Annotated in this window: 11 protein-coding genes; 8 read left to right on the top strand and 3 right to left on the bottom strand. The window is 62.9% G+C overall.

Annotated features, from left to right (window positions below):
- Window positions 1-117 precede the first annotated feature (117 nt).
- A complete protein-coding gene (locus PH551_RS25850) occupies window positions 118-1,464 on the top strand; it encodes a formimidoylglutamate deiminase (protein ID WP_285195562.1) in 1,347 nt (448 codons plus the stop codon).
- Window positions 1,465-1,524: 60 nt separating this feature from the next.
- Window positions 1,525-2,247, top strand: a complete 723-nt coding sequence (hutC, locus tag PH551_RS25845) for a histidine utilization transcriptional repressor HutC (RefSeq protein WP_285195561.1) — start codon at window positions 1,525-1,527, stop codon at window positions 2,245-2,247.
- Window positions 2,248-2,274: 27 nt separating this feature from the next.
- Here the strand turns inward: hutC (PH551_RS25845) and hutC (PH551_RS25840) are convergent, their stop codons facing one another.
- Window positions 2,275-3,030: a histidine utilization transcriptional repressor HutC gene (hutC, locus tag PH551_RS25840; protein ID WP_285195559.1), complete on the bottom strand. Its 756-nt coding sequence runs from the start codon at window positions 3,028-3,030 to the stop codon at window positions 2,275-2,277.
- Window positions 3,031-3,222: 192 nt separating this feature from the next.
- Between hutC (PH551_RS25840) and PH551_RS25835 the strand changes: the two genes are divergently transcribed.
- The 5 genes from PH551_RS25835 (at window position 3,223) to PH551_RS25815 (ending at window position 7,903) form a co-directional block, all read left to right on the top strand.
- The gene (locus PH551_RS25835; protein ID WP_085780928.1) at window positions 3,223-4,065 is read left to right on the top strand and encodes a transporter substrate-binding domain-containing protein; all 843 of its coding nucleotides are present in this window, start codon (window positions 3,223-3,225) and stop codon (window positions 4,063-4,065) included.
- A gap of 104 nt (window positions 4,066-4,169) precedes the next feature.
- Window positions 4,170-4,895 (top strand): ABC transporter permease, encoded by a 726-nt coding sequence (locus PH551_RS25830; RefSeq protein ID WP_285195558.1) that lies wholly within the window; start codon window positions 4,170-4,172, stop codon window positions 4,893-4,895.
- Between the two features lie 10 nt (window positions 4,896-4,905).
- Window positions 4,906-5,610, top strand: coding sequence for an ABC transporter permease (locus PH551_RS25825; protein ID WP_285195557.1), 705 nt, complete (start codon window positions 4,906-4,908; stop codon window positions 5,608-5,610).
- A 26-nt stretch (window positions 5,611-5,636) separates the two neighbouring features.
- On the top strand, window positions 5,637-6,413 hold the full coding sequence (locus PH551_RS25820) for an ABC transporter ATP-binding protein (protein WP_285195556.1): 777 nt from the start codon (window positions 5,637-5,639) through the stop codon (window positions 6,411-6,413).
- Entirely contained in the window at window positions 6,410-7,903 is a 1,494-nt protein-coding gene (locus PH551_RS25815) for an HAL/PAL/TAL family ammonia-lyase (protein ID WP_285195555.1), read from the top strand. The genes PH551_RS25820 and PH551_RS25815 overlap by 4 nt, the downstream gene beginning before the upstream one ends.
- 11 nt (window positions 7,904-7,914) lie before the next feature.
- Here the strand turns inward: PH551_RS25815 and PH551_RS25810 are convergent, their stop codons facing one another.
- Window positions 7,915-8,457 carry a hypothetical protein gene (locus PH551_RS25810; protein ID WP_285195554.1) on the bottom strand — a complete coding sequence of 181 codons (543 nt, stop codon included), beginning with the start codon at window positions 8,455-8,457 and terminating at the stop codon, window positions 7,915-7,917.
- A 165-nt stretch (window positions 8,458-8,622) separates the two neighbouring features.
- Between PH551_RS25810 and PH551_RS25805 the strand changes: the two genes are divergently transcribed.
- Window positions 8,623-9,360, top strand: coding sequence for a phosphatase PAP2 family protein (locus PH551_RS25805; protein WP_285195553.1), 738 nt, complete (start codon window positions 8,623-8,625; stop codon window positions 9,358-9,360).
- Between the two features lie 81 nt (window positions 9,361-9,441).
- On the opposite strand, the gene PH551_RS25800 is transcribed toward PH551_RS25805, so the two are convergent.
- Window positions 9,442-12,003, bottom strand: coding sequence for a GcvT family protein (locus PH551_RS25800; RefSeq protein ID WP_285195552.1), 2,562 nt, complete (start codon window positions 12,001-12,003; stop codon window positions 9,442-9,444).
- Window positions 12,004-12,130: the final 127 nt, after the last annotated feature.

The following is a 12,130-nucleotide window of genomic DNA, read 5'->3' as shown; positions in this document are numbered from 1 at the left end:
TTTGCGCCTTTCCTTATGCCGAAACATGTATATACATAATCAGCAGGTGACAAGAGAAATTTTGCGCGCTTTTCTGGAAAAGAAAGATCGGCGGCGCGGCAGGAGGAGAAGAAGGCCATGACCATACTTCACGCGGAGACGGCGCTGACGTCGCAAGGCTGGCGGAAGAACGTGCGGCTGACGCTCAAAGAAGGTCGCATCGCCCGGGTCGAGCCCGACGCTGCCGCAGCACCCGGCAATGAGCGCCATGCCCTGATCGTTCCCGCCATGGGCAACCTGCACAGCCATGCCTTCCAGCGAGCGATGGCCGGCCTTGCCGAAGTGCGGGGGCCTGCCAATGACAGCTTCTGGAGCTGGCGGACGGTCATGTACAAGTTCGCCCTGGCGATGACGCCCGATCATGTCGAAGCAGTCGCCGCCAAGCTCTATGCCGAGATGCTGGAGGCGGGCTTTTCCCGTGTCGGCGAATTCCACTATCTCCACCATGACAAGGATGGCGGCGCTTATGCCAATATCGCCGAGCTTGCCGAACGCATCGGTGCTGCGAGCGAAGAGACCGGCATCGGCCTGACGCTTCTGCCCGTCTTTTATGCCCATTCCGGCTTCGGTGGTGCCGCGCCGATTGAAGGCCAGCGACGCTTCATCAATTCGCTGGAAAGCTTCGAAAGGCTGATGGATGGGTGCCGTGTGGTGACCGGCCGGCTCGACGGCGCCGAACTCGGGCTGGCGCCGCACAGCTTGCGGGCCGCCACTCCCGAGGAGTTGGCGAAGCTTGTGCCGATGGCGGGCGACGGGCCGATCCACATCCATGTCGCCGAACAGGTGAAGGAGGTCGAGGACTGCATTGCCTGGTCAGGCGCGCGGCCGGTGGAATGGCTGCTCGATCATGCGCCGGTCGATCAGCGCTGGTGCTTCATCCATGCAACGCATATGACCGAGGACGAGACGCGGCGGATGGCGAAGAGCGGGGCGATTGCCGGCCTCTGCCCGATCACCGAAGCCAATCTCGGCGACGGCGCCTTTGCCGCGCCGCTCTTCCTCGAAGAGGGCGGCCGTTACGGTATCGGTTCGGATTCAAACGTGCGGATTTCCCTGCCGGAGGAATTGCGCCAACTCGAATATTCGCAGCGCCTGGCGTTGCGCGCCCGCAATGTCGTCGCGGCACCTGGCGGATCGACGGCCCTTTCGCTATTCACCCACGCACTTGCTGGCGGCGCCGGCGCGCTGAGAGCGCCGGCCGGCCTCGTCGAGGGTCACCACGCCGATCTCGTTTCGCTCGATACGTCAGCCGTTCCCTACCTCTCGGGCGATCAGATCCTCGATCACTGGCTGTTTGCCGGCGGCGTTTCCGTCGATTGCGTGTGGGCGCGCGGCTTTAAGCAGGTGGAAGGCGGCCGCCATCGCGAGCGCGACGCAATCGACCGGCGGTTCCTTGCCGCAATGGGCGAGTTGCTGGCTGCCTGAAAAAGCACTTTTCCTTTCAAGGCATTCGATCTAGACCGGAGAACCAATCGGAACGTGGCGATGAACCAAAGCAGGGATCTGACCTTGCACCAGCGCATCCTGGGCGAGATCGAGGGGCGTATCGTCTCGGGCGAATGGCCACCGGGGCATCGTATTCCCTTCGAGGTCGACCTCGCCACGCAGTATGACTGCTCGCGTATGACGGTGAACAAGGTGTTGACTCAGCTCGCCAAGGCGGGCCTGATCGAGCGCCGCAAGAAATCCGGCAGCTTCGTCACCCAGCCACAGGCGCAATCGGCCGTGCTCGAAATCCACGACATCAAGGCTGAGGTGCAGTCGCTGAACCTGCCTTATTCCTATGCGCTTTCGAAGAAGGCGAGCCGCAAGGCGAAAGCGGAAGACAGAAGCCGGCTGGAACTGCCCGTGGCGTCTTCGGTCGTCGAGGTGGTCTGCGTCCACAATGCCGGGGCGCGGCCCTTCTGCCTCGAGGAGAGGCTGATCAGCCTTGAAACCGTGCCTGAGGCCGCCGATGCCGATTTTCTGACGGTGGCGCCGGGGCCGTGGCTGCTCGGCCAGGTGCCGTGGAGCACGGCCGAACACCGGATCCACGCGGTCTCCGCCAGTGCCGAGGTGGCCGCGGCGCTCGACATCGCCCGCAACACCGCCTGCCTGGTGGTCGAACGCCGCACCTGGAGCGGCGCCGGTCCGGTGACCCACGTCCGTTTCACTTATCCGGGCGATCGCCACGCGCTGGTCGCGCGATTCACGCCGGCCTCGCAATAGGTTCCATATACAAGATGGCGAGTGTTTTCACTCTTCGAACATCTTGCCGCTGCGTGCTTCGAGCCGATAGCGATAGCCGGGATAGACGAGGCGGGCGGTCGAGACCACCTGTTTTGCCGACCATGTGCGCCGGCGGATCGTCAGGCACGGCTCGGTCTTGAGAATGGTGAGCAGCTTGCATTCCCAGGCCTGCGGCATCGCCGCCTCGACGACATGCTCGGAGCCGCTGAGCGGGGCGGCCGCCGTCAGATAGGCGTTCGGCGTCAGCGTCGTGAAGTCCTGCTTGAGATAGTCGGGAGCGGCTTCCGGATGGACAAAACGGTCCTCGATCTGCACCGGAACGCCGTTTTCGCTGTGCACGATCAGCGAGTGGAAGACGGCCGCGCCGATTTCAAGTTCCAATGCATCGGCGATCTCGGGAGAGGCGGTTTCCTGGGCAAGAATGACGACAGACGCCTCATGAACATGGCCGCGTTCGGCGATCTCCTCGGCGATGTTGCGCACCTCGAACAGCGCCGAATAGCCCTTGCGCTCGGCGACGAAGGAGCCGACACCCTGGATGCGGACGAGTTCGCCCTCGTTGGCAAGTTCGCGCAGCGCCCGGTTGGCGGTCATCTTGCTGACGCCGAGCTCGACGACCAGTTCGTTTTCCGAGGGAACGCGGTATTTCGGCGGCCATTCACCACTGTGGATGCGGTCGAGGATCACCTGTTTGACGCCGGCATAGAGCGGCGTGCTGTCATTTCCTGCCAGGTCGCGTTTCATCTCGTCGGAACGCTTCATTGCCTATTCCTTTTGCACGGATGCAATTCGCCACATAAATCGACTTTTCTCTTGCATATCACAAATTTTCTCATATGGTACCATATACAACCTCCCGAACAGTCCTCGATGAAAAAATAGGACGGAACGGGCAAGCCGGCGGAGATCGGCGGTGCCGCAAGGTCTGTTTCAACTCCAGAGGAGAATTCATCGATGAAATTAAGCGCAATCCTTTTTTGCGGCGTCGCCGCCTTTTCCGCCTTCGCAGCTCCGGCCTTTTCCAAGGACTGGACGAAGGCGACCATCACCCTTGAGGGCGCTTATGCGCCTTGGAATCTCACCAATGCCGACGGTACGCTTGGTGGCTTCGAGCCTGAGCTTGCCAAGGTGCTCTGCGAGCGCGCCAAGATCGAATGCACGCTGGTTGCCTCCGATTGGGACGGTATGATCCCGGCGCTCAACGCCGGCAAGTTCGACGTCATCATGGATGCGCTGTCGATTACCGAAGAGCGGCGGAAGATTATTGATTTCACCATTCCCTATGCCGCGACTCCCGCCGCTTTCGCCACGGCCAAGGATAGCCCGCTCGCCAATGCCGCCGGCACCGGCGCCACGATCAAGATGACGCCCGGCCAGACCGGCGTGAAGGAGATCGACGCGCTGAAGGAACTCTTCAAGGGCAAGACCATCGGCATCCAGGCGGCGACCGTCTATGCCAAGTTCGTCTATGACAATTTCGGCGATATCGCCGAGATCCGTGAATACAAGACCGGCGCCGATCGCGACCTCGACCTGCAGAACGGCCGCATCGACCTCGGCTTCGACGACGCCGTCTATTTCGCCAATGCCTTTGAGGCCGCCAACGGCGCGCTTGCTTTCACCGGCCCGGAGATCGTCGGCTCGATCTGGGGCGAAGGCGAAGGCCTCGGCATCCGCAAGGCCGATACCGAGCTGCGTGACAAGTTCAACGAGGCGATCAAGTCGACGCTGGCCGACGGCACGGTCAAGAACCTTTCGATGAAATGGTTCAAGGTCGACGTCAGCCCGCAGCAATAAGCCTTACGGCCTCTGGCCGCAGGTGCGGTCTCCGGCTTTAACGCCGGAGACCGCGTGTTATTCTCAAATCCATAAGACACTGCCGCGGACGGGGAACGGACGATATGGCAAGCTTGGAACTGCTCGGCTTCGGTTCAACCGGATGGGGCGCGCTGCTCATTCTCGCCGCCTTGATGACGCTCGCCGTCACGGCGACGGCGCTGGCGATCGGCGCGTTGCTGGGCGCGGTCGTCGCCTTCGCGAAACTCTCCGGCAATCCGCTCCTCATCACCCTCGGCAATGTCTATACCACCGTGTTTCGCGGCGTGCCGGAACTGCTGATCATCTATCTCATCTATTTCGGCGGCTCCTCGGCCGTCACCTCGATCGGCAAGGCGATGGGCTACGAGGGTTTCCTCGGCCTACCGTCCTTTGCCGCCGGCGCGCTTGCCGTCGGCATCATCTCCGGCTCCTATCAGGCGGAAGTGTTCCGCGGCGCCTTCCTCGCCATTTCCAAGGGCGAACTCGAAGCCGCCTCGGCGATCGGCATGCACCGCGGGCTGCGCTTTCGCCGCATCATCATGCCGCAGGTGCTTCGCTTCGCCATTCCGGGCCTCGGCAATGTCTGGCAGCTCAGTCTCAAGGATTCGGCGCTGATCTCCGTCACAGGCCTTGCCGAGCTGATGCGCACCAGCCAGGTGGCGGCGGGCTCGACGCGGCAGTATTTCCTGTTCTTCATCGCCGGCGGCGCGCTCTACCTGATCCTGACCAGCCTTTCGGACCGCATCTTCAACGGCGCCGAACGCCGCGCCAATCGCAGCATGCCGGCATCGGCCATGGGCCAGGCGTAAGGAGGCGAAGATGGATTTCACCTTTCTCGCCTCGACCATGGTCACATTGCTGAAAGCCGTGCCGACGACGCTGATCCTGTTTTCGCTGTCGATCTTCTTCGGCGGCCTGCTGGCCCTCGTCATTGTCTGGATGCGGGTCAGCGGCAACCGCATGCTTTCGGGCTTCGCCAAAGGTTATATCTTCGTCTTCCGCGGCTCGCCGCTGTTGATCCAGATGTTCCTGGTCTTCTACGGTCTCGGCCAGTTCGGCGTCATCCGCTATTCCTTCCTCTGGCCGTTCCTGCGCGAGCCGATGGTCTGCGCCATCCTGTCCTTGGCGCTCTGCACTGCCGGCTATACGGCGGAGATCTTCCGCGGCGGCATCCGTGCCGTGTCGCCGAAGGAGATCGAGGCGGCGCGCTCGATCGGCATGTCCGGTTTCCTGCTGGTGCGCCGCATCCTGGCGCCGATCGCCTTCCGCCACGCGCTGCCGGCCTATTCCACCGAGATCGTGCTGATGATGAAATCAACGGCGCTCGCAAGCCTCGTCACCGTCTGGGAGGTCACCGGCGTCGCCCAGCGGCTGATCTCGCAGACCTACCGGACGATGGAGGTCTTCCTCTGCGCGGCGATCATCTATCTCATTCTGAACTTCATCATCCTGCAGGGCATGGCTCTGCTTGAATATTCGCTCTCCCGACACCGCCGAGCGGCCCCGCAGCCGCTGAAGGCATAGGCGTTTTTGACCTGATTGGAGCAACCATGCCAGGCGTCACCCGACTTTCGGTTCGCAACATCCGCAAGAGCTTCGGTACCCATGAAGTGCTGCGCGGCATTTCCCTCGATGCCGAGGACGGCGACGTGATTTCGCTGCTCGGCGCCTCAGGCTCCGGCAAATCGACCTTCCTGCGCTGCATCAACCTGCTCGAAACCGCCAGCGATGGCGAAATCTGGGTCGACGGCGAGCATATCGAGATGGTCCACAAGAACGGCAAGACAAGGCCGGCGAGCCAGAAGCAGGTCGACCATATCCGCTCCGAACTCGGCATGGTGTTCCAGTCCTTCAACCTCTGGTCCCACATGACCATCCTGCAGAATATCATCGAGGGACCCATTCATGTGCTGAAGCGGCCGCGCGCCGAATGTATCGCCGAGGCCGAGGCGCTGCTCGAAAAGGTCGGCATCGCAGACAAACGCCATGCCTATCCCGCCCATCTCTCCGGCGGCCAGCAGCAGCGCGCCGCAATCGCACGCGCCTTGGCGATGAAGCCGAAGGTCATGCTCTTCGACGAGCCGACGTCGGCGCTCGATCCGGAGCTGGTCGGCGAAGTCCTGCGCGTCATGCGCGCGCTTGCCGAGGAGGGCATGACCATGCTCGTCGTCACCCATGAGATGAGCTTTGCCCGCAACGTCTCGAACCGTGTCGTCTTCATGCGCGAAGGGCTGATCGAAAGCAGCGGCACGCCGGACGAGATGTTTGCCGGCGGCGCCACACCCGCCTTCCGCCAGTTCATCGGTCATTTCGGAACGGGTCGATGACGGTCGTCCTCGATAAGGTGCTGGGCTGGCGCGATGTTGCGCGCGTCGGGGCAGGGGAGGCGCTTGCACTGTCGCCGGCTGCCTGGGCGCGGGTCGAAAGGGCAAGCCGGATCGTCGCGCGCATCGTCGAAACCGGCGTGCGCGCCTATGGCGTCAACACCGGCGTCGGGGCGCTGGCCGATACGGTGGTCGACCGCGCCTCGCAGAGCCTGCTGTCGCGCAGCATCGTGCTCAGCCATGCCTGTGGCGTCGGACCGCTTCTGCCCGCCCGCGAGGTGCGCGCCATCATCGCCGCCGAGATCGCCAATTTTGCCCACGGCCATTCCGGCGTGCGGCGTGAGATCGTCCAGCATCTTGCGGCCCTGTTGGAGCATGATTGCATTCCGGACGTGCCATCCAAGGGCTCGGCCGGTTATCTCACCCATAATGCCCATACCGCGCTCGTCCTGATCGGCGAAGGCAGCGCGACGCTTGCCGGACGGCGTATGAGCGGCCGCGAAGCGCTTGCGGCGATCGGCCTTGCCCCGCTGGTACTCGGCGCCAAGGAGGGTTTGAGCCTCGTCAACGGGACGGCCTGCTCCACGGGCTTGACCGCACTGGCACTCTGGCGCGCCGAACGGCTGCTCGACTGGGCCGATGCCATCGCGGCGCTAACGCTGGAAGCGGCGGGCTGCCAGATCGCCGCCTTCGACGAGGCGGTGCTGGCGTTGCGCCCATCGGCGGGAATAGAGAAGGTGGGAGCGGCGCTTCGTGCCCGTCTGCGCGACAGCGGCCTTGTCGACGCCGCCCTCGGCCGGCGCACCCAGGATGCGCTGAGCCTCCGTTCGGTGCCGCATGCCCACGGCGCTGCCCGTGACGTCTTCGACAATTCCGCCCGCATCGCCGATCAGGAGCTTGCCTCAGTGACGGACAATCCGGCCGTCTCAGGCACGCCTGAGCAGCCGATCGTCTCCTCCGAGGCGCATGCGGTCGCCCCGGCGCTCGGGCAGGCGGCCGACAGTCTCGCGATTGCGCTGGCGCAGATCGGCGCGATCAGCGAAAGGCGCATGGACCGCCTGGTCAATCCACTGGTGAGCGGCCTGCCGCCGTTTCTCGCGAGCGATGCCGGCAGCCATTCCGGCTTCATGATCGCGCAATATACCGCAGCGGCCCTCAGCAATGAAAATCGCCGCCTTGCCGCGCCCGCAGCGCTTGACGGCGGGCTGACATCCGGCCTGCAGGAGGATTTCCTCGCGCATCCGACGGCTGCCGCCGGCAAGCTGCTCGCGGTCATCGACAATGCCGAATATATCCTGGCGATCGAGCTGATGGCTGCCGCCCAGGCGCATGATTTCCTGGCGGCGACGGCGCCCCGGGCGGCAGGCACGGATCTTATCTATCAGGCCGTGCGGGAGCGTATCTCCCATTATGGCGACGAGCGGCCGCTCAATGGCGATATCGAGGCCGTGCGCAGCCTGATCCACGAGACTGTGCCGCCACCGATGAATTGATCGGGCAGACGTCAGAACGGCTTGCTGGAGTCGGAATCCTGCTTCGGTTTTCCGTCGGCGTCGAGGCGTTTGAGGCATCGGGCGAACGTGGGGTAGAGCTGGTCCACCCGCGAGAGCGGCAGCGTCCAGTCGCCTTCGTCGCCGGCAAAGGTCAACTGCACGTCAGGGGTTCCGGAAAAGGAATTCTTGATGATCTTCTTCAGTCCGCCGCTACCCTTGCTGCCCACGGGCCAGAGGCGAAGCGTATGCTTGTCGAAGAACTCGGCGGCAACGGCTTTCGTCACATTTCGATCAGTCAGCGTCACCTCGGTCTTGGTGCCGGCCGGGATGTCCCAGCTGTTCTTCGACACCAGCCAGAACGTCTCGGTCGCACTCTGGCGGAATTCCATGCTCTTGCCGATCTCGCTCTCCCACAGCAGCCGGCAATAGGGTGGGCTGTCGCTCGCATAGCCGACCGACCATTGTCTTGCGCCGCCCATCCATTCGGTCTCGCCGAAGGCGGAGACCGGCTGCAGGATGGATGCCAGCAGAACTATCGCGGTCAGAATTTTCATCGTCGAAGCCTCCAGGACAATCCGCTTCAGCCATAGCAAAAGAAGGTTGAGCGTTTGCTACCGCGGGTCCCCCGGCGCTCGCTAAATGCCGCAAGGTCTTGAATCCCGGGGGCGTATTGCCAATGTGGCAGGGGATCGACATGACGAAGGGAGTTGGCGACAGGCATGAGTGACGTTCAACGACGCAGGGTTTGGGCTAGGCTCAACGCATATGAGCCACTGGCACTGATCACGGTGGCATCGACCGCTGGCGGCCTCTTCCTGCTGCAGCGGCTGACGAGCGAGGTTATCGAGGGCGAGACTCTCCGCTTCGATGAGTCGATCCTGCTGGCGCTGCGACATCAGGGCGATCTCAGCATGCCGATCGGTCCCGCCTGGCTGACGCACGCCGTCGGCGACATCACCAGCCTCGGCGGCATCACCGTTCTGTCGCTGATGACTGTCCTCGTGACCGTCTATCTCTTGCTCGACCGGCGCTGGCCGATCGCGATCTTCGTCTTTTCCTCGGTGCTGTCAGGGTGGCTGGCGAGTACGCTTTTGAAGATCCTCGTCGCGCGACCGCGCCCCGATGTCGTGCCGCACCTCGTCGAGGTGAGCGATCTCAGTTTTCCCTCCGGCCATGCCATGGTCTCGGCGGTGACCTATCTGACGCTCGGGGCGCTGCTGGCGCGCACACAACGTTATCCCTCGACGCGGATTTTCGTCATGGGCGCCGGCGTCTTCCTGGCCGTCATCATCGGTTTGAGCCGCATCTACCTCGGCGTTCATTATCCGACGGACGTTTTCGCCGGATGGTGCGCCGGCGCGCTCTGGGCGCTCGGCTGCTGGCTGATCTCGAAACAGTTCATTTCAAGCCGTCCCATCGACGATAGCGTCGAAACTGCCGCTGGCGACAGCAAATAGCATTCAGCAAAATTCTGCTACAGCCGCTCAGCCTCATGCGTGTGGCACCGCGTGCCTGCGGCGCCACACGTGCTTGAGTGATTAGGTGCGCGGCTTCAGATTTTCCGGGTCATAGATCGGCTTGTAGCCGACGCCGACGACTTCCACCGGATAGCTCTCGGCAAAATACTCGACCTCAAGCTTGCGTCCGACCTGGCAATGCGACCACGGCAGATAGGCGAGGGCGATGTTCTTGCCGACCGTCGGGCCGTAGGCGATCGAGGTTGTGTAGGACCGGCGGCCAAGCTCGTCGACCAGAACCTCTCCCGTGGCGGGATCGACGACCGGCAGGTTGCCGACGGGATAGCGCTTCACGCCTGTTTTGTCGGTATTCTCGGTCATGACGAGCGTGCAGAGCATGGCCGGCTGGTGCTCGCGCGCTTTGTATTCCAGATGCTTTTCCTTGCCGCGGAAATCGGCTTCCTTGACCTTCGGGCGGGCGAGATCGGCTTCGATCAGGTTGTACTGGGTCAGGAGGTCGGCGTTCTGCAGGCGCAGGCTCTTCTCCATGCGGCGCGAGTTCGCATAGGTCTCGACGCCGAAGGCCATCACGCCGGTCGAGCGCAGCGCATCCCAGACGGCGAGGCCGTCTTCGTACTTCATGTGCAATTCCCAGCCCTGCTCGCCGACATAGGAGATGCGGAAGGCGGTGACGGTCTTGCCTGATATTTCGATCGGCTTGATCGCCGCAAAGGCGAAGTTTTCCTGATCGAGCCCGGCCGGATCGGCTACGACCTTCTTCAGCGTCTCGCGCGCGTTCGGACCCCAGATGCCGATCGTCACGAATTTCTCCGAGACATCGGTGACGGTCACGTCAAGGCCGCGGTCTTGAGCGACCCGCTTCATATAGTGCAGATCGCGCGGGCCGGCATCGGCGCCGTTGACGAGGCGGCAGCGGTCGGCCATGCGGAACACGGTGAAGTCGGCGCGCACCATGCCTTCGTCGTCGAGGAAGTGGGTGTAGATACCCTTGCCGATGTTGGCATCGCCGCCGATCTTGGCGGCGCACAGCCACTCCATCAGCTCGACATGATCAGGCCCCTCGATATCGACCATGTGGAAATGGCTGAGATTGACGATGCCGCAATCCTCGCTCATCGCCAGGTGTTCGGCATTCGAGACGCGCCAGAAATGGCGGCTGTCCCATTCATTCTCGCGAACCGGAACCCGGTCGCCATACTTCTCCAGAAGGTGCTCGTTGGCGGCGTAGCCGTGCGCACGCTCCCAGCCGCCCAGTTCCATGAAGTAGCCGCCAAGCTCCTTTTCGCGCTCGTAGAAGGGCGAGCGCTTGATGTTGCGGCCGGATGCATAAGGTTCGCGGGTGTGAACCGCCGGGAAGTAGATCTTCTGGGCGGCTTCGAAGCAGCGGCCTTCGATAAATTCTTCCGTCAGCTGATGCGGATAGAAGCGGGCATAGTCGATGCTGTTGTGATCGATTTCGGTACGGCCGTCGGTCATCCAGTCGGCGATCAGCTTGCCGTAGCCCGGGCCGTCCTTGACCCAGATGGCAACGCAATACCAGAGACCGCGCACCTTCTGGCTCTCGCCGCAGGATGGGCCGCCGGCGGCGGAAACCTGCAGCAGGCCGTTGAAGGAATGACCTTCGTTATAGCCGAGTTCGCCGAGGATCGGCGTCAGTTCCATGGCGCGTTCGAGCGGCTCGATGATCTGCTCCATCTCGAGGTCGCGCTGCGACGGCGAAAGGCGGGCTTCGTGTTTTTCGAGAAGATCGCGCGGATGGCACATGCGCGGATTGGTGGCTTCGTAATAGCCCCACTCGATCTGGCCACCCTCGGTCGTCGCCGGGTCGCCGGTGTCGCGCATGTAGGCGGAGTTGCCCTGGTCGCGCAGCAGCGGGAAGCCGATTTCCTTGCCGGTGCCTTCAAACTCGTTATAGGGACCGAAGAAGGTGAGCGGGTGGTCGACCGGCATGACCGGCAGGTCTTCGCCGACCATCTCGGCGATCAGGCGGCCCCAGAGGCCGGCGCAGACGATGACGTGGTCGGCCATGATAGTGCCGCGATGGGTGACGACGCCCTTGATGCGTCCGCCCTCGACGATCAGCGACTTCGCCGGCGTGTTGCCGAACACCTTGAGCTTGCCGGCCTTTTCGGCGGCGTCGACCAGCTTGCCGGCAACGGTCTGCGAGCGCGGAATGACGAGGCCGGCATCCGGATCGAAAAGCCCGCCCATCACCTGATCTTCCTCGATCAGCGGGAACTTCTCCTTGATCTCGGAGGGGCTGACATAATGGGCGCGGGTGCCGAAAGCGCGGGCCGAGGAAAGCTTGCGCTTGATTTCCTCCATCCAGGCGTGGTCGCCGGTGCGCGCCACTTCGAGGCCGCCGATGCGGGCGTAGTGGCCCATCTTCTCATAGAAATCGATTGAATATTGCGTCGTCCAGACCGACAGATAGTCGTGGCTCGTGGTGTAACAGAAGTCCGAGGCATGCGCTGTCGAGCCGATGTCGGTCGGTATGCCCGACTTGTCGATGCCGACGATATCGTCCCATCCGCGCTCGACAAGATGATGAGCGATGGAGGCGCCGACGATGCCGCCGAGCCCGATGATGACGACCTTTGCCTTTTCCGGAAATGCTGCCACGTGCTGTTCCTTCTATTTCCGCTCGAATTAAAACTACCGAGCCGCGCTTGGCTTACGCTTCGCGTGAGATGCAGGAGCCATGTCAGCCTCGTGAGCGTGTCACATTTGCCCAAGCTGCAAAACCCCA

Origin of the sequence: Rhizobium atlanticum (genome assembly GCF_030182485.1) — a bacterium.
Lineage (GTDB): Bacteria > Pseudomonadota > Alphaproteobacteria > Rhizobiales > Rhizobiaceae > Rhizobium.
The sequence above is the reverse complement of the archived record's forward strand: the minus strand, read 5'-3'. Positions and strand labels throughout refer to the sequence as shown.